We start from the raw sequence: 25,751 nt of genomic DNA on the forward strand, positions 1-25,751 counted from the left end.
TCACTCTTTACGATTCTTTACGCTTTCTAAACGTCACTTTACGAGGGAAAGACTAATCTATATCTAAGCGCTGAGAAACAGACGCAACACATGACTTATTATACCGAATTGAGGCAACAATTATGAAAATGACTAAGAAACTTGTACTAGCAGCTGCGGCACTTCCACTAATGTTAGGTACAGCAAGCGCGTTCGCATATGGCGGCGGCGATAAAGGCGACCACAAAGGCATGCACGGTAAATGTGGTGGCTTCGATAAGAAAGTGATGCGTCAACTAGACCTGACTGATGCACAAAAAACAGAATTGAAAGAGATGCGCGAAGCGAACCGCGCTGAGATGAAAGAAAAACACGCTGGCAATAAAGCCGATAAAATGGCGAAAATGAAAGCGCACCAAGAAAAAGTTCAAGCATTGGTACTGGCTGACAACTTTGACGAAGCAGCAGCAAACGACCTAGCAAGCCAAATGGTTGAGAAGCAAACTGAGCGTCGCGTAGCAATGCTTAAGAAGCAACACGAAATGATGAGCGTACTAACGGCTGAGCAAAAGACTCAACTGAAAGAAATCCAACAAGAGCGCATGACTAAGTGTGCTGACAAAATGGAAAAACGCATGAACAAAGACAAGTAATTCATTGCTTGAGAAATCAGCGTTGAATGAAAGTGTTTAGAAAGAAGCGGCCGAGTGTCGCTTTTTTTGATCCTTAAAAATGAATGTTTTACATCATGGCTGTCATATTCAATTGGTGGTTTGCAGGTTATACTTTGTGCTATCAGTCACTTTATAGCCAAGTTATGAAACAAGAATACGCACGTTTAGTTACGCTCGCCGCTTGGGCAGCCACAACCATCGCCACTATTTTATTGATAGTGAAAGTCGCAGCTTGGTGGGTGACAGGTTCCGTGAGTCTGTTGGCTTCCGTCGTGGATTCAATGCTGGATATCGCGGCCTCTGTCGTTAACCTTATCGTGGTTCGTTACTCTCTGCAGCCTGCCGACAAAGAGCACACCTTTGGTCATGGTAAGGCTGAATCTCTAGCTGCATTAGCGCAGGCAATGTTTATTTCAGGCTCTGCATGTTTCCTTATTCTCAATGGTATTGAGCGCTTCTTCCGACCTCATGAACTGAATTCTCCAGAGATTGGTATCTATGTCAGCTTATTTGCGATGGTGATGACCTTCGGTTTGGTTCGATTCCAAAAGCATGTGGTCAACAAAACAGGCAGCCAAGCTATTGCGGCCGACTCTCTGCACTATCAATCAGACCTTTATATGAACGCTGCGATCATGCTGGCACTGGCATTGAGCTGGTTTGGGATTGGTCAGGCGGACTCAGTATTCGCGGTCGGTATCGGTATCTACATTCTGTACAGCGCTTATCAAATGGCGATGGAAGCGGTTCAGTCTCTGCTTGATCATAAGCTGCCAGATGATGAGCTGAAACAGATTAAAGAGACATCATTGAGCGTGGAAGGCGTGTTGGGTGTGCATCAATTACGAACGCGTCGCTCGGGGCCAATACGCTTCATCCAACTGCATCTAGAATTGGAAGATAATATCCCACTTATTGAAGCGCATCGCATTTCTGACGAAGTAGAGGCTAAGCTTATCTCCGTGTTCCCTGATGCTGATGTATTAATTCACCAAGACCCGTATTCGGTCGTATTTGGACCAGAGAAGCAGCAGAAATTCCACTCGTGGTAATGCGTGCTAAAAATCAGCGGGCAAATGGTAAGTGAGTGGCTTTTGAACTAAAGTGAGTAAAAATTATTAACTGTTAGGTGATTCAAAAACCACCTTAGTAACAATTAATGTTGATTCTGATGTGAATCAACAAAGTTATTGAGTAAAACTGTAATACTCTTACAGAAGTAGAAATGTTACATAATTTTACGCGATTTGAGTGCTATTCCTGTTGAGGAAATGTAACATAACGCACAAATATAGATTTAAAATCTTGTTGATATACAATCAGCAAGAACAAGAATTGAATAATAGATTCCCAAAAATCGAGGGTGAGCATGATTAAGAAGATCGGTGTTTTGACCAGTGGTGGTGACGCTCCAGGTATGAACGCAGCAGTTCGCGGCGTTGTTCGTACTGCGTTATCAGTTGGCATTGAAGTTTACGGTATTTACGATGGCTACCAAGGCCTTGTTGAAGACCGTATCGAAAAGCTTGACCGTTCAAGCGTATCTGACGTGATCAACCGTGGTGGTACTTTCTTAGGTTCTGCACGTTTCCCTGAATTTAAAGACGTTGCTGTTCGTGAGAAAGGCATTGAGAACCTTAAGAAGCACGGTATCGAAGCACTTGTTGTTATCGGTGGTGACGGTTCTTACATGGGTGCTAAGAAGCTGACTGAAATGGGTTACCCATGTATCGGTCTTCCAGGCACAATCGATAACGATATCGCGGGTACTGACTACACAATCGGTTACCTAACAGCGCTTAACACTGTTATTGATTCAATTGACCGTCTACGTGACACGTCTTCTTCTCACCAACGTATTTCTATTGTTGAAATCATGGGCCGTCACTGTGGTGATCTTACGCTTATGTCAGCAATCGCGGGTGGTTGTGAGTACATCATTACTCCAGAGACTGGCCTAGATAAAGAACAGCTTATCAGCAACATCCAAGATGGCATTGCGAAAGGTAAGAAGCACGCAATCATCGCTCTAACTGAGCTAATGATGGATGCTAACGAACTGGCTAAAGAGATTGAATCTTCAACAGGTCGTGAAACTCGTGCAACGGTTCTTGGTCACATCCAACGTGGTGGTCGTCCTACTGCATTTGACCGTGTATTGGCTTCTCGCATGGGTAACTACGCTGTTCACCTTCTTCAAGAAGGTCACGGTGGTCGTTGTGTGGGTATCGAGAAAGAAGAACTTGTTCACCACGACATCATCGATTGTATCGAGAACATGCAGAACCCAGACCGTTCTGAGCTGTTCCGCGTTGCAGAAGAGTTGTTCTAAGCCACGCTTAGCGTTCGCTTAAAGAATTTAAAAACCGCTGATTATTCAGCGGTTTTTTTGTGCCTGCCGTTCTTTAGATTCATTGTAAAATCCCCTCCTAGCCTCCCCTTATGTCAGGTTTCTAGATCCCTTTAGCTTTCATTGGAAAGGGGAGGAACCGTTCCGTAGTTGTTGGAGCATATACCGACTACAACAAATTTTAGCGATTAACGTAAGCTTTCCTATTAGCGATTTATTGAACATTTTATGGTTTCAGTAAGCCTAGGAACCTAAGTGAACAAAGAAAGTTCTCCCCCTTTACCTTAGATCGGCAGGGTAATCGAAAATGTTGAAATAAGGGGGAGTTAGAGGGGGATGTGTACACAGAAGTTTATTTGGGGATTGAATTCATGATTTTCACCAAAACTTCTTCAAGATTCTGATTAACTTCATTATTGGTAAAGCGAAGCACCTTGATTCCAATCTTGTTTAAGTCTCGTGTACGCTGATGATCGTAAGCCTGTGCTTGTTCTGAAAAGTGGCTATTACCATCTATCTCAATGGCCAGTTTTAGTTCACAGCTGAAGAAATCCACGACGTACTTTCCGATGCTATGTTGTCTGCGAAACTTAATACCAAGCTGCTTGTTCCGTATATAAAACCATAGCTTGCGTTCTGGTTGAGGCATGTTGTTTCGGAGCTGTTTTCGAAATGTGTTTAGATGAGCTTGTGTATAAATCTTCATAACGCAGTCTAATAAACCGGAATGTTATTAAGTTACAAAGAGCTCAGTGCAAAAAAGAGGTTGGGAGTGGCGGTTTTCGAGCGAGATCAAAAAAGGCCAACCTAAGTTGACCTTTCATTTAATTTAAACGGTGAAGTTTAAATTAAGCTTTTGCTTCAGCTGCTGCTTTAGCGATAGCTGCGAAGCTTTTCGCGTCTAGAGCTGCGCCGCCAACTAGAGCACCGTCGATGTCTGGTTGTGCGAAGTAAGCTGCTGCGTTTTCTGGCTTAACAGAACCGCCGTATTGGATAACAACTTTCTTAGCAACTTCTTCAGATTTCTCTGCGATGTGTGCACGGATTTGAGCGTGGATGCGCTGTGCATCTTCAGCTGTAGCTGCTTTACCAGTACCGATAGCCCAGATTGGTTCGTAAGCGATGATAGCGCCTTCAAGAGCTTCAACACCTTGAGTGTTGATAACAGCGTCAAGTTGACGAGCACATACTGCAACAGTTTCGCCTGCTTCGTTTTGTGCTTCAGATTCACCGATACAAAGAACTGGAGTTAGGCCGTTCTCTTTTAGGAATGCGAATTTCTTAGCTACGAACTCATCTGATTCGTTGTGGTATTCACGACGCTCAGAGTGACCGATGATGATGTGAGATGCGCCGAACTCTTTAAGCATTGCTGGAGACATGTCGCCAGTGAATGCACCGCTGTTGTTTAGGTCAGAGTTTTGAGCACCTAGGATGATCGCGCTGCCCGCTTCAGTAAGCGTACGCTCAGCAAGATCAACGAAAAGTGCTGGTGGAGCAACTGCTACGTCTACGCCTGTTACGCCTTCAAGTTCAGCGTTAAGACCGTTTAGTAGATCAACAACCATTTCTTTGCTGCCGTTTAGTTTCCAGTTACCCATAACTACAGGATGACGCATAGGAATATCTCCAAAGTATTTAAATAAATCGAATGTAAAAAAGTAAACTTTATTACGAAATAATATAACAGATTAATATCAACAGATCATGACTGTGGTCATGACTTTCTTGGATCTTACTCAATGGTCAGAGTAGATTTTGAGCATATATCAGTGATCCGGCAGACAGAATAATAGCTAACTTCTCGGATTTTTCATCGTTAGTTGTTATTAAGGGACAAACGATTGCGTTAACAACAGGAAGTAACAATGCCGAATCTAGTTCTAGAGTACTCCAATTCAGTGGATGAGCGAGTAAATATCCAAGGCTTACTGGAAGATCTCCACCAAGTCGCTCTCACATGTGGCTTGTTTGATGTGCCATCAGTGAAATCTCGTTCACTGCGTTGCCATAATTGGTTGGTCGGTGATGAGGAAGATAGTGTAGACTTTATTCATATCAGCTTTGAGTTACTTTCGGGACGAACGGAAGAGCAAAAGCGAGAATTGTCACGATCGTTAATGCAGATCCTGCAAGAACAAGCAAGTCATGTAAGAAGCTTAACGGTGAATATTCGTGATATGGATAAAAGTTGCTTTCAAAAAGTAATAAACTAACCATTGCTGCTGACTTTTAGCGGCGTATAAATTTGAGTATTTAAGATGTCGATGAAAGAATTACTGCTCTCTTTCAAGGGGAGAATTGGTCGTAAGACTTACTGGATTTGGAATGTTTTCTACTACATAGCGATTACCGGTTTTGCTTCAGGTATCTCTGTGTTGTTCCCTGCTTACTCTTATATCCTGCTACCAATCATCCTATTGATGCTTGTGATCCCAGACCTTGCGGTAACCGCTAAGCGCTGGCACGACCGCAATAAGTCTAATTACTGGCTACTATTGAATGTGCCATTAGTATTGGGTCGTTTAGCTTCGCCAATGGTTGCAACGACGACAGAGCCGGTATCGGCAATTCATATGGCGGCAACCGTCGCGGCATTAGTGTGTGGTTTCTGGATTCTGATTGAGTGTGGTTTGTTGAAAGGTACAGAAGGCCGTAATGACTACGGCGAAGACCCATGTAAATATTGAACAGCGAACCAATAAGAAGGGGGCATTACGCTCCCTTTTTCTTTTTAGTGCTTTGCTAATTTCAGTACATTTTAGGTTCGGTATTCGGCTTAAAAGGCACGACATTTTCAGGCAGAGATTCTTCAAAGCCGCAGCGCCCTTCGAGTGCATCTTGGAACTTACAGACCTGACAGCGCAGCTCTTGCATGAGTACGACATTGGCGTGGTGTGGGTTTTTACAACGGCTAACCACTAAGTCGATGTGACTTTGCTGCGCACGAAGTCGGTCTTGCATCACGTCTGAAGCCGAACAAATCATCTGTTCGCACATCTCGTGTTTGAATTGATTGAATGCTTTCGGGTCGCTTTTCGCGAGTTGGACAAGTTCATCAAAGGGTGGCAGTTTTTGAGCGGGTTGTGGATGCGCCATCATTCCTTCCTTAGCATTAAGCGTGTTTCATATGCTCTAAGCTTAAGAAAGAAATCTGTACAAATTTTAATCTATTTGTATTTTCTCAATATTGAGACGGTATTAGCCGATTACCTTTGCAATCAAAGGGCGGGTGTTAAGGTGTAAGTGCAGCGTCGTTCGCCAGCAATGATGTGCTCTGTACGGCTCACGTGACACTCATCTTTTAGTAACTCAGTAAACACGTTGAGCTCAGATTGGCACAGGCTAGGGCAGCGAGTTGCAGCCTTACAGATAGGGCAGTGGTTCTCAATCAAGATGTAGTGATCATCATGCTCTTGAAGCTCAGCCATGTAGCCTTCGTCTTCACGAAGCTGGGTGAGTTTTTTAAGCTTGCTGATGAGTGAATCACAGCCAGACAGCGCAGTTTGATACTGCTTAAGAGTGTGTTGTTCACGCTCGGCAGCAACCTTAGCCAGCCCTTCTTTACCAAATAGATTCTCGACAGCATCAATCACTTGAATGGTGAGTTCACCATGTCGGTCTGAAAATTGGTTATGACCTTGTTGAGTCAGGGACCAGTGGCGAGTCGGGCGACCCACTTTCACTTTCACATCATGAAACGCAAGAATACCGTCATCTTCCAGGCTTTGCAGATGTTGCCTTGCCCCCATTGTCGTCATGCCAAATTCTTCTGACAGTTGTTTCGCGGTTACCGCGCCTTGACGCTTAATGGTCTGTAAGATTCTGTCGCTTGTTTTCATACTATCCCTACCTAATGAACCTTACTATTATGAGGCAAGGTGTTTATAAAGCAAACCATTTACTATATTGATGATAATTTACTCTATAGATAGCGTTTTACTCTATTGGCTGCCATGGTCAGATTCTGGTGCGCTAATAAAACAAAAGGCTGATACTAGGTATCAGCCTTGGAATATTCTGTTTCACCGAATTTAGGCTTACAGGATATGACCTACTACTTCTGGATCTTTACGCTCTAGGTAGTGGATAGATTTGATGCGGCGAATTGTACGGCAGCGGCCACGGATCAGCAGGGTTTCTGTGGTTGCGATATTACCTTGACGAGAAATACCTTCTAGCAAGTCACCCTTAGTGATGCCTGTTGCTGAGAATACAACGTTGTCGCTGCGTGCCATGTCTTCCATCTTCAACACGATATCCGCCGTTACGCCCATTTCTGCGCAGCGCTCAAGTTCAAGTTCACCGTGCTTGCGGTTCTCTTCTGTGTCGCCTTTCACTTCGTGGCGAGGTAGAAGACGACCGTGCATGTCGCCGTCGAGTGCGCGAATTACCGCCGCCGAGACCACACCTTCAGGTGCGCCGCCGATGCAGTACATGACGTCTACTTCACTGTCTGGCATACAGGTTAAGATAGAAGCCGCAACATCACCGTCTGGCACAGCAAATACACGAACGCCCATTGCTTGCATGTCGGCGATGACTTGATCATGACGAGGCTTAGCAAGCGTGGTTACGACTAGAGTATCAAGTGTTTTACCTAGTGCTTTAGCGATGTTTTCTAGGTTTTCTGTTAGTGGCAGTTCTAGGTCAATCACGCCTTTAGCGCCAGGGCCAACAACCAACTTTTCCATGTACATATCAGGCGCTTTAAGGAAGCTGCCTTTTTCGCCCGCAGCCAATACAGCCAATGCATTTGATTGGCCCATTGCTGTCATGCGTGTCCCTTCAATTGGGTCAACTGCGATGTCGACAGCGTCGCCGCCCACACCTACGTTTTCGCCGATGTATAGCATAGGTGCATCATCGATTTCACCTTCGCCGATAACAATCTCACCGCTAATTTCGGTTTTGTTTAATAGGCTACGCATTACTTCTACAGCAGCGCCATCTGCAGCGTTTTTATCGCCACGGCCAAGCCACTTGTAACCAGCTAGTGCTGCACCTTCTGTGACACGAGAGAATGACATTGCTAAATCGCGTTTCATGCGGACTCCAAAATTTTCAAAGGGGGAATAGAAATTTCGCGGCGAATTTTACCATATCCCAAAGGAAACGTTTGCCTTTTTGTTTTTTGGAGATTGCTCTCGATCAATTCGCAGTGGAAAACAGTTATTATTCATCAAAATAATCGGTTTGCCGTTGTGGCGGTAATCGTTCACGTCAATATTCGGTAAAAAGTGCTGTTTTTTTCATCGAATGGCGCAAAATATCGAATATATTGAGTGTTTATCCTTGCTCTGCTGAGTAGAATGGGGAAATAAGTGGAGTGAACCTTCACCATCAAACGGATAACTTAAAGGTAGGCCAGAATGTCTTTTGAAGTACTAGAGCAGCTAGAAGCAAAAATTCAAACAGCAGTAGATACAATTGCACTTCTTCAAATGGAAGTGGAAGAGCTTAAAGAAGAGAAACAAGCACTAGCAACAGAAGCTGGTGAGCTTAAAGCAAGCCGTCACGAGCTAGAGCAAAAAACTCAGCAAATGCAGGAAGAGCATTCAGCATGGCAAGATCGCATCCGTAACCTTCTTGGTAAAATGGATGAAGTAGAGTAATCGACTCTTCAGATTTAAAAAAACGCCCGCTACTCAGTAGCGGGCGTTTTTGTTTGTGTTCTTATGATTTGTTTTATTATTTGAAGCTGAGTGAGAGTTACTCGACGTCTTCTTCCTCGACATCCAAATCGAGTTCTACATCTAGAGGTTCGGCAGAAAGAATGATGCCAGTGTTGTCTGCGTAGAGGTAATCTTCAGGTAAGAAGGTCACGCTGCCAAAGTTCACTGGAACGTCTAATTCACCGACACCTTCTTGGCTCGCACCAACAGGGATAGAAGCCAAGGCTTGGATACCTAGGTTCATGTCTTCAAGCTCATCGACTTCACGAACGCACCCGTAAACCACAATCCCTTCCCACTCATTGTCTTCGGCAAGTAGGGCTATCTCAGCATCGATCAGCGCTTTACGTAGTGAGCCGCCCCCATCGATTAACAACACACGCCCCAGACCGTCTTGCTCTAGTACAGAGCGAATCAAAGCGTTGTCTTCAAAACACTTTAATGTCGTGATCTGTCCTGCGAAGGATGCACGTCCACCGAAGTTGCTGAACATTGGCTCCACGACATCAACTTGATCCAAATATATGTCGCACAGTGCTGAAGTGTTGTATTCCATTAGTATACCTTTTGAACAATGAGCTTACTTTGAGTATATCGGCGCTTGATCCCTTTGCAATGATTAGTCTCATTTAACTCAATAGAGTTTGAGCTACGACAACCCCTGCAAACAATAGGTTAGTGACCAGTGAGCATTTCACAATCACGGGCATCATTGGTGCAATTTGCGCTGGCTTTTCGGTTTCCCAAACGGCTTTGCCATGCTTGTAAACAATAATAATGCTCAGCAAAAACGGCAGGCTGATCCAGACCGGCTTTTCTTGAATAAGCAGGTAGATAGCGAAAGACGCAAGGGCGAGGCCAAGCAGAGCAAAATGATAGTGTTTGGCTTTGCGTTGTCCTAGGCGAACCGCCATGGTGCGCTTACCACATTCGCTGTCGTTTTCGATATCACGCATGTTGTTGATATTGAGTACCGCAACCGCCATCAAGCCACAGCCCAATGCCGGAAGGAATAGGCTTGGTTCAACATGGCCAGTGTGCAAGAAGTAAGTCCCTGAAACACCTAATAAACCGAAGAAGATAAATACCGATAAGTCGCCAAGGCCAATATAGCCATAAGGCTTATTACCGACGGTATAAGCGATGGCAGCAACAATGGCTAATATGCCTAACGCAATGAAAGATAAGATACTTTCAATCGAGGTTAAGGCATGAAAAATAAGAATCAGCCCAGCGACCATAGTAAACACGATGTTGAGGATGATCGCTTGCTTCATGGTTTTCGCTGTTACCGCGCCAGATTGCATGGCACGTGTTGGCCCCAGACGATTTTCGTTGTCTGTGCCTTTTACGGCGTCGCCATAGTCATTGGCTAGGTTCGATAAAATCTGTAATAGGGTGGCGGTTAAAAATGCCAGTAGGGCTATCGATAAAGAAAACTGACCACCGGCGAACGCTAAACTACTTCCTGTAAGAATAGAGACAAGTGCGAGAGGCAGAGTTTTTGGTCGTGCGGCATCAAGCCAGATCAGTAGAGATTGTTTCATCGTAGGTCTAATTCTTTGTAAGTCTTCGTTTCATACTGTGATTTGAGTATACGCCCATTTTTCGGGTAATAAAAAGCCCACTCGAAAGTGGGCCTTGAATTCGCTTATTAGCTGCTATTTCTTTGAGATAGAGCAATAAGTTAGAGTTTGGTGTGCTACAGGATGAAGCGGCTTAGGTCTTCGTCTTCAACGAATTCGCCAAGTTTCGATGTTACGTAAGCTTCATCAATCACTAGCTTGCTGCCAGCTTTGTCTGTTGCTTCGAATGAAATCTCATCCATTAGACGCTCCATCACTGTGTGTAGACGACGCGCACCGATGTTCTCAGTGGTTTCGTTTACGCGCCATGCTGCGTCCGCAATCTGGTTGATGCCATCTTCAGTGAACTCAATGTTGACATCTTCTGTTTTCATTAGGGCAATGTATTGCTCTGTTAGAGATGCTTTTGGCTCAGTTAGGATGCGTTTGAAGTCATGTGCTGATAGTGCTTCAAGTTCTACGCGGATTGGTAGACGACCTTGTAGCTCAGGGATCAGGTCAGATGGCTTAGCCACTTGGAATGCGCCTGATGTGATAAACAAGATGTGGTCAGTTTTAACCATACCGTGCTTGGTTGATACTGTGCTGCCTTCGATAAGAGGCAGTAGGTCACGCTGAACACCTTCGCGAGATACATCTGGGCCTGAACTGTCGCCACGCTTACAGATTTTGTCGATCTCATCGATGAATACGATGCCGTTGTTTTCAGCGTTGAAGATCGCGTTCTCTTTCAGCTCTTCTTGGTTCACAAGCTTCGCAGCTTCTTCTTCCGTCAGTGCTTTGAATGCGTCTTTGATTTTCATCTTACGCTTTTTCTTGGTGTCGCCCGCTAGGTTTTGGAACATGCCTTGCAGCTGGTTTGTCATCTCTTCCATGCCTGGAGGTGACATGATTTCAACGCCCATTTGCGGTGCGGCTACATCAACTTCAATCTCTTTGTCATCTAGCTTACCTTCACGCAGTTTCTTGCGGAAAATCTGACGAGTGTTTGAAGAGGTTGTGTCTTCAGTTGATTGCTCGTTCTGACCCCAAGCATCACGCGCTGGTGGTAGAAGGGCATCAAGAATGCGTTCTTCAGCTTGTTCTTCAGCGCGGTATTGTACTTTTTCCATCGCTTGTTGGTGCGTCATCTTGATCGCAACGTCCGTTAGATCACGGATGATGGTTTCAACTTCTTTACCAACGTAACCCACTTCGGTGAACTTAGTCGCTTCTACCTTGATGAAAGGCGCGTTTGCTAATTTCGCTAGGCGGCGAGCGATTTCAGTTTTACCTACACCCGTTGGGCCAATCATCAGGATGTTTTTTGGTGATACTTCAACACGTAGGCTTTCTTCAAGCTGCATACGGCGCCAGCGGTTACGAAGAGCGATAGCCACTGAGCGCTTAGCGTTGTCTTGGCCGATAATGTGGCGATTGAGTTCGTGAACAATTTCGCGAGGAGTCATCTCAGACATGGTTTTTCCTTAATTCTTTAATCACTGTTGAATACAACGTTATTGATGGAAGCGGTCGTTACTCTGGCTTTGGCAGCTCAACGGTGCTTTCTAGTTCTTCAATAGTGTGGTGATGGTTGGTGAAGACACAGATGTCGCCTGCAATGTTCAGCGACTTCTCTGCGATTTCACGCGCATCTAAATCAGTATTTTCTAATAGTGCAGTAGCGGCTGCTTGAGCGAAGTTTCCGCCCGAACCGATCGCAATCAGGTCGTTCTCAGGTTGAACTACGTCACCGTTACCTGTGATGATCAGTGAAGCGGTCTCATCCGCTACTGCTAACAGTGCTTCTAACTTACGTAGAGCACGGTCGCTTCGCCAATCCTTCGCTAGCTCAACTGCCGCTTTGGTGAGATGGCCTTGGTGCATTTGCAGCTTGCTTTCAAATTTTTCGAATAGCGTGAAAGCATCAGCCGTACCGCCAGCAAAACCGGCCAGTACTTTGTTGTTGTATAGGCGACGTACTTTACGGGCGTTGCCCTTCATTACTGTATTGCCCAGAGATACTTGTCCATCACCCGCGATGACGACTTTATTATTACGACGTACAGATACAATGGTAGTCACGAGTCGACCTCTTTTGATTATTATTTATGGTTACTACTTATATGTGGCTCCACTATCATGAATTCAAGTGCCACTTTTAATAGTATGTCATATCAAAAAAACTAAATGTTACCAGTTATTTCAAATATCCATTACCTGTTGAGCCTATGTGTGGCAAGGGTTGGTGGGTTAATAGTTTGTGATAAATATAAAAAAAGATAAAACAAATTTCTAACGTGAAATGGTTAACACTTTTTGTTTGATTTATAAGGAATGATGTTCACTAATCAGTGGTATTCACTGCATAAGGAGTAGTGTGATGAATAGTGACAATATCAGTTTTTTTAATAGAGATATGGATCTGGATGAGCTGTCTATACTGCATCATCTGATGTATCAGGAGGCGGGCGAGTGTTCAACAGAACATCTAAAAAACTCGGTTAACGTTTTTCTTAAACGTCCATTTCCTAACGTTTTAGCGCACTTGGATTTTTTTGGTTACATCGAGATAAATAAGGAGCAGGTCTACCTGACTGACTTTGGGCTTGAGTACTACGAACAAGTACCTCAGTTTCGTTAAAACGCACTCTTTTGATTAACATACTGGTATTGCTTGTGCGATGAACTATTGAACGCTTTCAAACAGCAATAGGGGGAATCCTCTTCCCCCTATTATATATTGAGTTGATTAAGACCCGTCTTTCCAAATAGCGCAAGGTTCAATTTTCGCTCGTTGCAGCTTATGGCGATCGCGTTCTGCGTCACGCTTCAACTTGTATGGCCCTAAAACCACACGGTACCAGCTACTGCCATCTTTCTTGCGGATCTCACTTGAGATACCTTGGAAGGCAATATCCAACTTACGTGCTTCTGCCTGCGACGAGGTTTTGTAAGCGCCACACTGCATGATGTAAGGGATCTTAGAGATCTGTTGCTCTTTGGCTTTTACTTCAATCTCGCGGCTTGGCAGCGTTTCAACGTAGTCCCACTTCTCTTCAGGAGGCGGCGGAATCACTTTCGCTGGTTTTGGCTTAGGTTTTGGTTTGGTTGCCACAGGCGTTGGTGCAGGCGGCTCAGGATCATTACTCAATAGGTAAAGTCCGTAACCAAAACCACCGGCAAGGAGGATCGCCAAAAGACCACTGCGCCAAGGTTTACGGCGAGGGGCTTGTTTTTTGGTCGGTTTTTTCGTGCCACGACCGCGCTTTACATAATCTCTATTAGCCACAAGACAATTCAATAGTTGCTGATTCTGCCCTCATGGTAATCCAGATTGCGCGAGGATAATAGTGCAGAAATGGAAGCGGCACATCAAAATGTGCCGCAGATTTATAAGGGTATTTCTAAGGGTTATATTCGAGGTGGCGCTGTACTGCCTCGAACCACTAATTTAGCTTCAAGCAGACGCGAACCTGCTTGCACATCGTTGCCTTTTAATAGATCAAGCATCATCAACATCGCTTGGCGTCCAATCTCATAACGAGGCTGAGAAATGGTGGTTAGCGGTGGATCGCAGTATTGAGCGAATTGGATGTCATCGAAGCCGACAATCGATAGGTCTTGAGGAACGCGCAAGCCCAGCTTCTTCGTTTCTTGAATCGCACCAATCGCCATCGCATCGTTGTGACAGAAGATAGCTGTAGGTTGTTCAGGAAGTGCCAGTAATTGACGAACCGCTTGAGCGCCCGCTTCAAAGGTGAAGTCACCGACCGTGCTATAGGCTGGATTCATTGAGACTCCGGCGCGACGCAGCGCTTGCTGGTAGCCTTGTTGGCGGAACTTACACAGTGTTGCCGATACTGGTCCTGAAATTTGAGCAATACGCTTATGACCTAACTGAGCTAGGTAGTTCACCGCTTCAAAGGCAGAGGTCAGGTTATCGATGTGTACCGTAGGCAGTTCAAGCTCAGGGGCAAACTCACACGCCATTACCATCGGCGGTAAATTCTTTTGTTCAGGTTTGCTGACATCAAACGGATGGTCAGTACCCAGCAGCAACATGCCGTCGGCTTGTTTGGTGAAAACTAAGTTAACAAACGAAGACTCGCGCTTCTTTTGCTGGCCGCTATCACCCAGTAGAACAAGGTAATCATTTTCTACTGCGGCATCTTCGATACCACGAATGATCTCGGCGAAATAAGGGTCACAGATATCAGGAACAATAGTGATGATGGTTTTTGATTCGTTGCGACGTAAGTTTCTAGCTAATGTATTGGGTGAGTATCCAGCTTCAAGTACTGCTGTTTCCACTCGTTTGCGAGTCGAAACTGAGACTTTCTCAGGGTTCATCAATGCACGTGATACCGTGGCTGTTGAGACGCCTGCTAGCTGGGCAACATCCTTCATTGTCGCCATAAATTAAACCCTCTTTTAAGTTCCTTTGCCGCCTAAGCATCTAAGGCGTGAATAATAAATGTAATCGAATAGATATTATGAAAGTGTTGCTAACACTTTTTTTATTGCAATATTTTATTCGTTTAATCCGTGTAAAGTTACGGCTAGATTAACAAAAATCACATGACTAGTGTGAAGTTGCTCACGAGAAATATGAAATATTTGTGAACAAACTTATCATTAGTTTTAACCCAAGTGGGTTTAACTCAAATCTTGCGGCTCAATATCGAGTGACCAGCGAACTTTTTTCGCAGCGGGTAACATATTGATGGCCGGCTTGGCACTCATTAATAGCTTCTGCATTAACGAGCGGGTCTGAGTTTGTAAGATTAACTGCCAGCGCGATTTGCCCGCTCGCTTAGCCAGCGGAGCCGGAGTTGGTCCTAACACCATGCAATATTGATCAAACAGCGGGTGCGATTCCAATGTGTGACGAACCTGACGCAAGAACTCTTCCACCAAGCGTGTGTCATTGGTTTCTGCTCTAAACAGTGTCATAAAGGTATAAGGCGGTAACATTGCCTGCTTACGTTCTGCCAGCGCCGTCTGAGCAAAATGGTTGTAGTCTTTGTGTAGCAAGGCTTGCAGCAACCCATGTTCTGGGTGGTGAGTCTGTAAGATCACCTCACCGGGTTTGCTTGCTCGTCCTGCTCGTCCCGCGACTTGGATGAATAGCTGGGCAAGACGTTCAGACGCTCGGAAGTCACTGCTATATAAAGAGCCATCCACATCTAATAACGCCACAAGTGTCACGTCAGGGAAATGGTGACCCTTAGCGAGCATCTGCGTGCCGATAAGAATTTGGAATTCACCCTTACGAATCGACTCGAGTGCGCTTTCTAAGCTGCCTTTACGGCGGGTGCTGTCGCGGTCAATACGAATGGTTTTGTATTCAGGGAATAGTTGACCAAGTTGAGCTTCTAACTGCTCGGTCCCTACACCCACTGTCACTAAGTTTGCAGATCCACAGCCTTGGCAATTGTGCACGATATGCTGCTGAGAACCACAGTGGTGGCAGCGCATCTCATTGCTGTATTGGTGATAGGTGTAGTAAGCATCGCAACGTTTACACTCGGCTGTCCAACCACAATCGTGACACATCAATGCGGGAGAAAAACCTCGGCGATTGAGGAATAGCATCACTTGGTTGCCAGCTTTGAGGTGTCTTTGCATCTCTGCAATTAACGACGCAGACAAACCACTTTCTAGATATTCACCTTTAACGTCCAACACCTTATTGGTGGTCGGCAGTGCGACACCCGCACGTGAAGTCAGGGTGAGATAACTGTATTTGCCGATCTGAGCGTTGTGCAGCGTCTCAAAGGCCGGAGTCGCCGAGCCTAACACAACTGGAATCTGCGCTTTGTGCGCACGCATGATCGCCACATCACGAGCGTGGTAGCGCAGGCTATCTTGCTGTTTATAAGACGCGTCGTGTTCTTCATCGACAATGATAATACCTAGGTCAGCAAACGGCGTGAACAGAGCCGAACGGGTACCAATCACGATGCCCGCTATTTTATCGCGCGCCGATAACCAAGCATTCAGTCGCTCAGAATCGTTTAAACCTGAGTGGATAACCTCAACAGGTACATTAAAGCGTCGCTTAAAGCGGTTAATCGTTTGAGGGGTGAGGCCAATCTCGGGCACGAGCACTAACGCTTGTTTACCTTGGTCGAGAATCGGCTTAATCATATTAAGGTAAACCTCGGTCTTACCTGAGCCAGTAACGCCCTCTAACAGGAAGCAACCAAAGTCGGTTTGGCTATTTACGGTCGCAATCGCGATGGCTTGTTCGGCATTGAGCTTAGGCTTGTCTTGGTCGTTTTCAAGATCAACTGGCCACGGCTGACGCGTTGGCTTTTTCTCTACCGATTCAATCCAGCCTTTCTCTTCTAGCGTTTTGAGTACGGCGCTGCCAACTTCTTCATCAATGAACTCTTGATGAGGAACCGGGCCGTGTTCAAGCATGTGCATCACTTTGGCTTGCTTGACCGCGCGACCAAAACCTTGCATCAGTTGGTCTTTGCCTGATGGCGTTAACTGCCACTCAACCAGCGTCGCGAAGTCGGCGGCTTTGCCTTTTCTTAGAGCGCTCGGAAGGGCGTTAACAAAGGTTTCGCCAAGAGGGTACTGATAAAACTGACTGCACCACATTAATAGTGAATAGACAGATTCCGGCCAAACAGGCTGATTATCTAACAAGGCTTTAATCGGTTTGAGCTTGTCTAGCTCGAATTCAGATTCGTTAACCAGAGCCGTGACAATGCCGGTTAAGGTTTGTCGTCCAAAAGGCACAGAGACTCGTCCACCAATAATCGGAAATAGGTGGTTTGGAATCTTGTAATCGAACTGCTTGTCGAGTGGAACCGGCAGTGCCACACGGGCAATCATTGGACGCATAAAGGGACGGCTTTATCTGAGTTGACGAGAGCGAACAGTCTAAAGGATAAGGCGGTTAAATTCGAGAAGCAGTTTGGATGAAGGTGGCGAGTTAGCGTATACCGACAACGACAGCCCGAAATCTCAGGCCGATAAAGGAAATAAAGAGAGAATTGGTGAAAAATGTATCAAATCGGTTGATCCTGCTTTATAGATTCATTACTATACTGCGCCTTAAAGGTATGGCTTCATCACTCTTTTGTGTCGATGCGGTGTCTTTATTTCTTTTTTAAACTACGTGTGGTGTGCGGCTTAGAATCGTATAGCGACACGGCCTACTTGAGGTTATCCCATGAAAGCTGGAATCCACCCAGAATACAAAGCAGTTACTGCAACTTGTTCTTGCGGCAACACATTTGAGTTCAACTCAACGCTAGCAAAAGAATCAATCCACCTAGACGTATGTGACAAATGTCACCCGTTCTACACTGGTAAGCAACGTATCGTAGATACTGGCGGCCGTGTTGATCGCTTCAACAAGCGTTTCGGTGCTCTTTCTAGCAAGAAGTAATTCTCGCTATTTAGACATGAAAAAGGACACTTCGGTGTCCTTTTTTGTTGCCTGCAATTTGAGAAAGCACTGACTTTCATTCAAGCTTCAATCCCGTCTAACGATAAGTTGCCTACCTTTTTATTGCAGGGTAATTCCTTGCGTATCTCTCTGCACCAAAATTCAGCACGAAAGTTCAACAAGCGATAGTAATTTCAACTGCTCACTGGTCTTATTAGTAGTGAAATCTCGTTTTTTAATGAGACAGAGGCTTCAACCACCTAGGAACTTTGAAGTACATCCATTAACATGAACAAGATCCCCCAAATAATAATATCCTAGGAACCTACACCTATGTCTGAAGACAGCAGCCAAGCTCAATCCTCTCAAGAATTATCACCTCAAGAACAATTCCGTCAGCAAGCTCTTGATTACCATGAGTTCCCAATTCCAGGCAAAATTGCCGTAGAACTGACGAAGCCTGCAAACTCTGCAGAAGACCTAGCACTTGCATACAGCCCAGGCGTGGCTGAGCCTGTTCGCGAGATCGCACAGAACGTTGATAACGTTTATAAGTACACAGGTAAAGGCAACATGGTTGCAGTTATCTCTAACGGTACAGCGATTCTTGGCCTAGGTAACCTTGGCCCTATTGCTTCTAAACCTGTTATGGAAGGCAAAGCGCTCCTGTTTAAGCGTTTTGCTGGTTTAGATTCTATCGATATTGAAGTAAAACACCGCACAATCGATGAGTTCGTTGATACAGTTGCGAATATCGCAGATACATTCGGCGGTATTAACCTGGAAGACATCAAAGCACCAGACTGTTTTGAGATTGAACGTCGCCTGATTGAACGTTGTGATGTTCCGGTATTCCACGATGACCAACACGGTACTGCGATTGTAACGGCAGCGGGTATGCTGAATGCGATCGAGCTTCAAGGTAAGAAACTTGAAGAGTGTAAGATCGTTTGTTTAGGTGCTGGCGCAGCGGCGGTTGCTTGTATGGAACTACTGATTAAGTGTGGCGCTCAGCGTGAAAAAATCTACATGCTTGACCGTAAAGGTGTGATCCATACTCGTCGTGATGACCTAAACGAATACAAAGAGCTGTTCGCAAATAACACTGATAAGCGTACGCTTGAAGATGTTATCGAAGGCGCTGACCTGTTCTTGGGTGTATCGGGGCCGAATCTACTGCCTGCTGAAGCACTAACGCTGATGGCTGATAAGCCTGTTGTGTTTGCATGTTCAAACCCAGATCCAGAGATCAAGCCTGAGCTTGCACACGAAGTTCGTTCTGACCTAATCATGGGTACAGGCCGCAGTGATTACCCTAACCAAGTAAACAACGTACTTTGTTTCCCATTCATTTTCCGTGGTGCACTAGACGTGCGTGCGAGCGAAATTAATGACGAAATGAAGCTAGCGGCGGTTAAAGCGATTCGTGAACTGGCGAAAGAAGAAGTTCCAGCTGAAGTACTAGCAGCTGCGGGCGAGACTGCACTGGAGTTCGGTAAGGGTTACATCATTCCTAAGCCAATGGACCCACGTCTACTTCCTCGCGTAGCACGAGCAGTTGCGGAAGCGGCTGTTGAATCTGGCGTAGCTCGTATCGAGATGCCTGCTAACTATATGGCTTAATAGCTGTTGCTCTATTGAGCCAAAAAGAATAATAAAAAACCGACTCATCTGGAGTCGGTTTTTTTATGTCTATCATTCACAGCGCAATCATAAAAAGCTATGCGCGATGTGATAAATAAGGTTCAGCTAGAGCGAATCAATAATGAAGGCAGTGACTGAGTTGTTTTTATTCTTCGTCAAACGCTTCGAACTCGATACCCATCTCTGTCATCAGCTTTTTCACTTCAGCAGGAATATCGTCTGGGCGGTCTTTACGAAGGTCTTCATCCGTTGGTAGTGGTTGGCCTGTGTACGCATGTAGAAAGGCTTCGCACAGTAGCTCACTGTTTGTTGCATGGCGTAGGTTATTAATCTGGCGGCGAGTACGCTCGTCAGTAAGAACCTTTAACACTTTTAGAGGGATAGAAACTGTAATTTTCTTTACTTGTTCGCTTTTCTTTCCATGCTCAGCATATGGGCTTATGTATTCACCATTCCAGTCGGCCATTGCGTACCTTCATCACTTTAGTTGTTAGAATAAATTAATAGTGGTGATTTTAGCGGGATTTACTGCCATAAGCAAAGACATATAGACGTCTAGAAGTGTTGACGTCTCACGTTTATGAAAGTAAAGTGAATAACATATATCTAACACAGCCGTAAAATGCCGACAAGCCGCTGTGATTCTCAGACGCAAAACTTGTAAGGAAGCACCTATGAGCAGCCGGAAGCCAGCAACAATCGCAGTACGTACTGGTATCGAGTCAGACACGCAACACCATGCCGTTGTCCCACCCATTTATCTTTCGACTAACTATGGGTTTCCCGCTTTTGGTGAAGTGCCAAAGTACGATTACACCCGTTCTGGTAACCCAAACCGCGGTTTATTAGAGACGGCACTGTTTGAGCTTGAATCAGGCAAAGGCGCGGTTGTGACTAACTGTGGTACTTCGGCGCTTAACTTATGGGTTTCGGCTTTCTTAGGCGGCGATGATCTTATTATTGCACCGCACGATTGCTACGGCGGTACTTACCGTCTGTTTAACACTCGCTCGCTAAAAGGTGACTTCAAAGTTCTGTTCGTTGATCAATCGGATCAAGCAGCGCTGGATGCGGCGCTCGCGCTTAAGCCAAAGTTGATCTTAATTGAAACCCCATCGAATCCACTGGTTCGCGTGGTTGATATTGCAGAAACTTGCCGTAAAGCGAAAGAGGTTGGTGCTCTGGTTGCTGTCGACAACACGTTTTTGACACCTGTGTTCCAAAAGCCTTTAGAGCTGGGTGCTGATTTTGTTATCCACTCAACCACTAAGTACATCAATGGACACTCAGATGTTATTGGTGGCGTTGTGGTCACTAAGACAGAAGAACACGCTGAAGAGTTAGCATGGTGGGGCAACTGTATTGGTGCGACCGGCACACCATTTGATAGCTACATGACTTTACGTGGTATTCGTACGCTAGGTGCGCGTATGCGAGTTCACGAAGAAAGCTCACGTGAAATTCTAGCGTCTCTGCAGCAACAAGATCTTGTTGGCACTATTTACCACCCAAGCCTTCCTGAACATCCGGGTCATGATATCGCGAAGAAACAGCAATCGGGCTTTGGTTCCATGCTCAGTTTTGAGTTTGCGGGCTCATTCGAGGCGCTTAAATACTTTGTTGATAAGTTAGAGCTGTTTTCTTTGGCAGAATCATTGGGCGGTGTTGAAAGCCTGATTTGTCACCCTGCGTCGATGACTCACCGCGCGATGGGTGAAGAAGCCTTAGCAGAAGCGGGTGTTTCTCAGCAACTACTGCGTCTATCTGTTGGCCTTGAAGATGCAGAAGACCTAATCGATGACCTCAAGCAAGCGTTTGAAAGAACACAGCGCTTTATCGCTGAAGGGGAGGGTTAATAATGGCAACCTTTCGCCAGCTACATAAATTTGGTGGCAGCAGTTTAGCGAATCCTGAATGTTACCAACGCGTGGTCAACATTCTTAGAGAATACTCATCAGCATCTGATTTGGTGGTGGTATCGGCAGCAGGCAAAACAACCAACCGTTTGATTGAATTTGTTGAAGCGCTCGACAAAGATGGTCGTATTGCCCATGAATGCCTACAAGCACTTCGTCAGTTCCAACTCGATCTGATTGAAGCACTGCTTGAGGGTGAATCAGCCGCACAACTTACTTCAACCATTCAACAAGAATTTACCGCTTTGGGTGAGCTAACGGCTCCCTTGAGCGAAGCACAAAAAGCAAAAGTGCTTGGACACGGTGAGGTTTGGTCTTCACGTCTACTCGCGGCTTTGTTGTGCCAGCATGATTTACAAGCCGTTGCTCAAGATGCGCGTGCTTTTTTACGTGCAGAAGTGGGCGCTCAGCCTGAAGTCGACCGCGCACGTTCTTACCCTCTGATCAAAGAAGCCTTGGCGCAGCATGCACATTGCCGCGTGGTGATTACGGGCTTTATGGCTCAGAACTGCGAGGGTGAAACGGTATTGCTTGGCCGTAACGGTTCGGATTACTCAGCAACCGTGATTGGTGCTTTGGCTGAAGTTGAACGCGTGACGATTTGGAGTGATGTGGCAGGCGTTTACAGCGCTGACCCTCGTCTGGTTTCAGATGCGTGTCTATTGCCTCTACTTCGCCTTGATGAAGCCAGCGAATTGGCTCGTCTTGCCGCTCCAGTGCTTCACAGCCGAACGCTACAGCCTGTGGCTCAAAGTGCGATGGATCTCAGCTTACGCTGCAGCTATCAGCCGGAGGCGGGCTCTACACAGATCGAGCGTGTACTGGCATCGGGTCGTGGCGCAAAAATCATTACCTCTTTGGATGAAGTGCTTATCGTGCAACTGACCTTTGGTCACGGCCATGATTTCGACCGTCTAGAGAGTGAAGTGCTTGAAGGGCTTAAGCGTGCTCAACTTGAGCCGCTTGCTTATGAGCTTGAACCGGATCAACACTGTTTGCGTCTTGCCTACACAGAAGAGATCGCTGGTGGTGCATTAGAATATCTCCAAGACCATGCGATTGAAGCTGAGATTAAGCTAAAAGAAGGTTTCTCTCTGATTGCTGCAGTGGGTGCGGGTGTGACTAAGAACCCTAATCATTGCTACGGTTTCTACCAGCAGCTTAAGAGCTCGCCGGTTGAGTTCATCTCAGAAGCGAACTCAGGCTTAAGCTTGGTGGCTGTGATTCGTAAGAGTGAAACATCAAGTCTAGTGAAAGGCATTCATTCTCAACTGTTCCAAGCGCAGAAGCGTGTTGCGATTGCCTTGTGTGGTAAGGGCAATATTGGTTCAAGCTGGTTAAGCCTGTTTGCTGAGCAAAAAGCGGAACTTGAAAAGCGCCGTGGAATGAACTTTGAATTGGTTGCCGTGGTTGATAGCCAAACCTATTGGTTCGACGATCAAGGCATTGATGCGACTTCGGTAGGTAAGCGCTTTGACGACGAAGCTATTGCTAACAATGGTAACGACTGGTTAGAGCGTTTGGGCTCTATTCAAGGTTATGACGAAGCAGTGGTTCTGGATGTGACTGCGAGCCCAGTGCTTGCAGCAAAGTATCTGCAAATCGCACAACAAGGTATTCACCTAATCTCGGCGAACAAGGTGGCAGGTTCTGCATCGAGCGAGTATTACCATCAAGTACAAGATGCTTTCGCTAAGATCAGCCGTCATTGGTTGTACAACGCGACAGTGGGTGCTGGATTGCCGATTAACCACACGGTACGTGACCTACGTGAAAGTGGCGATGACATCATTGCGTTGTCTGGCATTTTCTCGGGCACGTTGTCTTGGTTGTTCCAACAGTTTGATGGCACCGTGCCGTTCAGCGAGTTGGTTGACTTAGCATGGCAACAAGGCCTTACGGAACCTGACCCTCGTGCTGACCTAGATGGCTCAGACGTGATGCGTAAGCTGGTGATTCTGGCGCGTGAATCTGGTTTGGATATCGAACCTGAAAACGTAAAAGTGGAATCGCTCGTACCTGCAGAGCTGCAAGATCTATCTGTGGATGACTTCTTCGACAAAGCTTCTGTACTGAGCGAAGAGCTGGCTGAGCGTTTAGAGAAAGCGCACTCTCAACAGAAAGTTCTGCGTTACGTAGCGCGTTTGGAGAAGAACGGTAAGGCAACCGTAGGCGTTGAAGCACTGTCTAAAGAACATGCTCTGGCGAACTTGTTGCCTTGCGACAACATCTTTGCGATTGAGAGCAAATGGTACAAAGATAATCCATTGGTTATTCGTGGCCCAGGTGCCGGTCGTGAAGTAACGGCAGGTGCAATTCAATCTGATTTAAACAGAATGTCTAGCCTGTTCTGATACTCAGATCGGTTGGTTTAGTGTCTAAATGGCATACTATTCACTAAGATAAATAAGGCTGAAAGCACGATGTGTTTTTCAGCCTTTTTTCTACATTATTTCTGCTTTGCGACCCATCTAACGACTTGAGTTTTACTCACGATCTACTTGAGAAAAATTCATAATGGATCTGTTGACATTAAATCGTATTCAATACATTCTACAGACATATAGACGTCTAAACGTCGTTTAAGGATTTGAGTTTTTAGTGGTTGCTTTTGCCACAGGGAGAGTAAAATGGGATACACACACGCTAGTCATATCGACGCTTTAAATCAGAATATCGCTGAGCTTTCTGACAACATCAATGTGTCATTTGAGTTTTTTCCACCGAGCAGTGAGAAGATGGAAGAGACCCTGTGGAACTCTGTTCACCGCCTTAAAACACTTCAACCAAAATTTGTATCGGTAACTTACGGTGCAAACTCGGGTGAACGTGACCGTACCCACTCAATCATTAAAGAAATTAAAAACCAAACCGGCCTAGTGGCTGCACCGCACCTAACGTGTATTGATGCAAGCCGTGAAGAGCTGATTCAAATTGCCGACGATTACTGGGCAAATGGTATCGAGAGTATTGTTGCGCTACGTGGTGATATTCCAGCAGGCGGCGGCGCGCCAGAGATGTACGCATCTGACCTAGTCGAGCTACTTAAATCTCGCCACGATTTTGATATCTCAGTAGCGGCATTCCCTGAGGTTCACCCTGAAGCAAAAAGCGCTCAATCTGATCTTATTAACCTAAAGCGTAAAGTGGATGCGGGTGCCAACCGTGCCATCACTCAGTTCTTCTTTGATGTAGAGAGCTACCTACGCTTTCGTGACCGCTGTGTAGCGGCTGGCGTTGATGTTGAGATTGTACCGGGCATTCTGCCGGTTTCTAACTTCAAGCAAGCATCTCGCTTTGCTGCGATGAACAACGTAAAAGTACCGGGCTGGATGGCGAAGCAGTTTGAAGGTTTGGATGATGATCCAACGACTCGTCAGCTTGTTGGTGCTAGCCAAGCAATTGATATGGTTCGTACACTGAGCCGTGAAGGTGTGAAAGATTTCCACTTCTACACGCTAAACCGTGCAGAAATGACTTATGCACTTTGCCATACGCTAGGTGTTCGTCCGCAAGTCGCTGCGCTGTAAGAAAAGTCTAAGAAGTAAAGCCTAAGCACTTGTAAAAAGCCTCTGGCAGTAACATTTCAAATCCTATAGATACAAAAAAGGCTTGGACTCATAGAGTTCAAGCCTTTTGCTTTTCTAGCTTAACTTAAGCTAGAGCGCCAAGTTCAAGCAGTACTTCTTCAGCCCATACAATCCATGCTTCACGGATAAGTAGGTTACGACGAAGTGTTAGACGCTCAAGGCGTGCTTGCTTGTCTAGTGTCGATGGCGTTGCGTAGTAAGCTGCTTCGATTTCACGGTAGTGAGAAACCAGTTTGCGAGACTCTTCTACTAGCTCAGCAAGTTGTACACGGTAAGCGTCAGAAGGTTGTACAGCACAAGCCATTAGCTTAGCTGAGAACTCGTCACGAACGGTTGGGTGTGCAGTTGGTTGTTCAAACCATTCACCTAGCGCGCCACGGCCAGCATCAGTGATAGAGTAAACTTTACGATCAGGTTTGCCTTCTTGAGGCTCAAGCACGCAAGTTACCTGGTCGTTCTGAGCCATTTTATTTAGCTCGCGGTAAACTTGTTGATGGCTAGCTTTCCAGAAGTAACCAATGCTTGCGGAGAATTCTTTTGTGATATCGTAACCAGTAGCATCGCGTGTACTTAAAACGGTTAGAATTACGTGTGGTAATGACATGTCTGAAATCCAAATGGTAAACAGTAAACAAATACTTAAACAACAAGTGTGCTTCTAATGGCACGTTATATTGGTTATGTCTAAGTAGCACCAACTCATCGGTTGGTTATGTCACCTTACAAAGCCGTTTATCACCTAGGTTGACCAGTTTATTGGTCAAGATGCTGCAGATTATTTTTTGGAGTGTTTCCGCAGCGGAGCAGTAGTATATCTAAATAATAAGCATAAAGTAGAATACATGGACAAAATAACCCAAAAAACTGACAAAAAACTCAGTATTGCTTGTTTTGTGAAATAAAAAGGTCGCACTAGGCGACCTTTTGTCTGTTGAATGGTAGGAATC

General features: G+C 45.6%; 26 protein-coding genes. 12 read left to right on the top strand and 14 right to left on the bottom strand.

What is annotated here, in order from left to right:
- The first annotated feature begins 122 nt into the window (after positions 1-122).
- The 3 genes from AB4493_RS01840 (at position 123) to pfkA (ending at position 2,985) form a co-directional block, all read left to right on the top strand.
- Positions 123-632, top strand: coding sequence for a CpxP family protein (locus AB4493_RS01840; RefSeq protein WP_017061162.1), 510 nt, complete (start codon positions 123-125; stop codon positions 630-632).
- 164 nt (positions 633-796) lie between these two features.
- On the top strand, positions 797-1,705 hold the full coding sequence (fieF, locus tag AB4493_RS01845) for a CDF family cation-efflux transporter FieF (protein WP_029235400.1): 909 nt from the start codon (positions 797-799) through the stop codon (positions 1,703-1,705).
- A 317-nt stretch (positions 1,706-2,022) separates the two neighbouring features.
- On the top strand, positions 2,023-2,985 hold the full coding sequence (gene pfkA, locus AB4493_RS01850) for a 6-phosphofructokinase (protein WP_017061160.1): 963 nt from the start codon (positions 2,023-2,025) through the stop codon (positions 2,983-2,985).
- Between the two features lie 370 nt (positions 2,986-3,355).
- Here the strand turns inward: pfkA and AB4493_RS01855 are convergent, their stop codons facing one another.
- On the bottom strand, positions 3,356-3,709 hold the full coding sequence (locus tag AB4493_RS01855) for an endonuclease domain-containing protein (RefSeq protein ID WP_017061159.1): 354 nt from the start codon (positions 3,707-3,709) through the stop codon (positions 3,356-3,358).
- A 142-nt stretch (positions 3,710-3,851) separates the two neighbouring features.
- A complete protein-coding gene (gene tpiA, locus AB4493_RS01860) occupies positions 3,852-4,622 on the bottom strand; it encodes a triose-phosphate isomerase (RefSeq protein ID WP_017061158.1) in 771 nt (256 codons plus the stop codon).
- Positions 4,623-4,871: 249 nt separating this feature from the next.
- Between tpiA and AB4493_RS01865 the strand changes: the two genes are divergently transcribed.
- Both AB4493_RS01865 and AB4493_RS01870 read left to right on the top strand, forming a co-directional pair.
- Entirely contained in the window at positions 4,872-5,219 is a 348-nt protein-coding gene (locus tag AB4493_RS01865) for a 5-carboxymethyl-2-hydroxymuconate Delta-isomerase (RefSeq protein WP_017061157.1), read from the top strand.
- A gap of 45 nt (positions 5,220-5,264) precedes the next feature.
- Positions 5,265-5,693, top strand: a complete 429-nt coding sequence (locus AB4493_RS01870; protein ID WP_372154430.1) for a DUF805 domain-containing protein — start codon at positions 5,265-5,267, stop codon at positions 5,691-5,693.
- 61 nt (positions 5,694-5,754) lie between these two features.
- Here the strand turns inward: AB4493_RS01870 and AB4493_RS01875 are convergent, their stop codons facing one another.
- From AB4493_RS01875 to glpX, 3 genes are all read right to left on the bottom strand, one after another.
- Positions 5,755-6,102: a DUF3135 domain-containing protein gene (locus AB4493_RS01875; protein ID WP_017061155.1), complete on the bottom strand. Its 348-nt coding sequence runs from the start codon at positions 6,100-6,102 to the stop codon at positions 5,755-5,757.
- A gap of 122 nt (positions 6,103-6,224) precedes the next feature.
- The gene (locus tag AB4493_RS01880; protein WP_017063674.1) at positions 6,225-6,845 is read right to left on the bottom strand and encodes a metalloregulator ArsR/SmtB family transcription factor; all 621 of its coding nucleotides are present in this window, start codon (positions 6,843-6,845) and stop codon (positions 6,225-6,227) included.
- Positions 6,846-7,043: 198 nt separating this feature from the next.
- On the bottom strand, positions 7,044-8,051 hold the full coding sequence (gene glpX, locus AB4493_RS01885; protein ID WP_372154431.1) for a class II fructose-bisphosphatase: 1,008 nt from the start codon (positions 8,049-8,051) through the stop codon (positions 7,044-7,046).
- Positions 8,052-8,375: 324 nt separating this feature from the next.
- On the opposite strand from glpX, the gene zapB reads away from it, so the two are divergent.
- Entirely contained in the window at positions 8,376-8,618 is a 243-nt protein-coding gene (zapB, locus tag AB4493_RS01890; protein ID WP_008219652.1) for a cell division protein ZapB, read from the top strand.
- Positions 8,619-8,715: 97 nt separating this feature from the next.
- Here zapB and rraA read toward each other — a convergent pair whose 3' ends face one another.
- From rraA to hslV, 4 genes are all read right to left on the bottom strand, one after another.
- Entirely contained in the window at positions 8,716-9,234 is a 519-nt protein-coding gene (gene rraA / locus AB4493_RS01895) for a ribonuclease E activity regulator RraA (protein ID WP_017061152.1), read from the bottom strand.
- A 73-nt stretch (positions 9,235-9,307) separates the two neighbouring features.
- Complete coding sequence (locus AB4493_RS01900; protein WP_017061151.1) at positions 9,308-10,225, bottom strand: 1,4-dihydroxy-2-naphthoate polyprenyltransferase; 918 nt, start codon at positions 10,223-10,225, stop codon at positions 9,308-9,310.
- A gap of 155 nt (positions 10,226-10,380) precedes the next feature.
- Entirely contained in the window at positions 10,381-11,721 is a 1,341-nt protein-coding gene (gene hslU, locus AB4493_RS01905; protein WP_017061150.1) for an HslU--HslV peptidase ATPase subunit, read from the bottom strand.
- Positions 11,722-11,779: 58 nt separating this feature from the next.
- Positions 11,780-12,328: an ATP-dependent protease subunit HslV gene (gene hslV / locus AB4493_RS01910; protein ID WP_004729692.1), complete on the bottom strand. Its 549-nt coding sequence runs from the start codon at positions 12,326-12,328 to the stop codon at positions 11,780-11,782.
- A 298-nt stretch (positions 12,329-12,626) separates the two neighbouring features.
- On the opposite strand from hslV, the gene AB4493_RS01915 reads away from it, so the two are divergent.
- Entirely contained in the window at positions 12,627-12,887 is a 261-nt protein-coding gene (locus AB4493_RS01915; RefSeq protein WP_017061149.1) for a hypothetical protein, read from the top strand.
- Positions 12,888-12,995: 108 nt separating this feature from the next.
- Here AB4493_RS01915 and AB4493_RS01920 read toward each other — a convergent pair whose 3' ends face one another.
- The 3 genes from AB4493_RS01920 to priA all read right to left on the bottom strand — a co-directional run bounded on the left by AB4493_RS01920 (position 12,996) and on the right by priA (position 17,104).
- Complete coding sequence (locus tag AB4493_RS01920; RefSeq protein WP_017061148.1) at positions 12,996-13,535, bottom strand: SPOR domain-containing protein; 540 nt, start codon at positions 13,533-13,535, stop codon at positions 12,996-12,998.
- Between the two features lie 122 nt (positions 13,536-13,657).
- Positions 13,658-14,662 (bottom strand): DNA-binding transcriptional regulator CytR, encoded by a 1,005-nt coding sequence (gene cytR / locus AB4493_RS01925; protein WP_017061147.1) that lies wholly within the window; start codon positions 14,660-14,662, stop codon positions 13,658-13,660.
- A gap of 240 nt (positions 14,663-14,902) precedes the next feature.
- A complete protein-coding gene (gene priA, locus AB4493_RS01930) occupies positions 14,903-17,104 on the bottom strand; it encodes a primosomal protein N' (protein ID WP_372154432.1) in 2,202 nt (733 codons plus the stop codon).
- 331 nt (positions 17,105-17,435) lie between these two features.
- Between priA and rpmE the strand changes: the two genes are divergently transcribed.
- Both rpmE and AB4493_RS01940 read left to right on the top strand, forming a co-directional pair.
- Entirely contained in the window at positions 17,436-17,654 is a 219-nt protein-coding gene (gene rpmE, locus AB4493_RS01935) for a 50S ribosomal protein L31 (RefSeq protein WP_004737142.1), read from the top strand.
- Positions 17,655-17,987: 333 nt separating this feature from the next.
- The gene (locus AB4493_RS01940) at positions 17,988-19,277 is read left to right on the top strand and encodes a malic enzyme-like NAD(P)-binding protein (protein WP_017061144.1); all 1,290 of its coding nucleotides are present in this window, start codon (positions 17,988-17,990) and stop codon (positions 19,275-19,277) included.
- 166 nt (positions 19,278-19,443) lie between these two features.
- On the opposite strand, the gene metJ is transcribed toward AB4493_RS01940, so the two are convergent.
- The gene (gene metJ, locus AB4493_RS01945; protein WP_004415993.1) at positions 19,444-19,764 is read right to left on the bottom strand and encodes a met regulon transcriptional regulator MetJ; all 321 of its coding nucleotides are present in this window, start codon (positions 19,762-19,764) and stop codon (positions 19,444-19,446) included.
- A gap of 208 nt (positions 19,765-19,972) precedes the next feature.
- On the opposite strand from metJ, the gene AB4493_RS01950 reads away from it, so the two are divergent.
- From AB4493_RS01950 to metF, 3 genes are all read left to right on the top strand, one after another.
- Positions 19,973-21,154, top strand: a complete 1,182-nt coding sequence (locus AB4493_RS01950; RefSeq protein ID WP_017063681.1) for an O-succinylhomoserine (thiol)-lyase — start codon at positions 19,973-19,975, stop codon at positions 21,152-21,154.
- A gap of 2 nt (positions 21,155-21,156) precedes the next feature.
- Positions 21,157-23,568, top strand: coding sequence for a bifunctional aspartate kinase/homoserine dehydrogenase II (locus AB4493_RS01955; RefSeq protein ID WP_017063682.1), 2,412 nt, complete (start codon positions 21,157-21,159; stop codon positions 23,566-23,568).
- A gap of 276 nt (positions 23,569-23,844) precedes the next feature.
- Positions 23,845-24,744: a methylenetetrahydrofolate reductase gene (gene metF, locus AB4493_RS01960; RefSeq protein WP_004729683.1), complete on the top strand. Its 900-nt coding sequence runs from the start codon at positions 23,845-23,847 to the stop codon at positions 24,742-24,744.
- Positions 24,745-24,868: 124 nt separating this feature from the next.
- On the opposite strand, the gene AB4493_RS01965 is transcribed toward metF, so the two are convergent.
- The gene (locus AB4493_RS01965; RefSeq protein ID WP_017061141.1) at positions 24,869-25,408 is read right to left on the bottom strand and encodes a PadR family transcriptional regulator; all 540 of its coding nucleotides are present in this window, start codon (positions 25,406-25,408) and stop codon (positions 24,869-24,871) included.
- Positions 25,409-25,751 lie beyond the last annotated feature (343 nt).

The organism is Vibrio sp. 10N.222.55.A1, assembly GCF_041473835.1.
Taxonomy (GTDB): Bacteria; Pseudomonadota; Gammaproteobacteria; order Enterobacterales; family Vibrionaceae; genus Vibrio; species Vibrio crassostreae_C.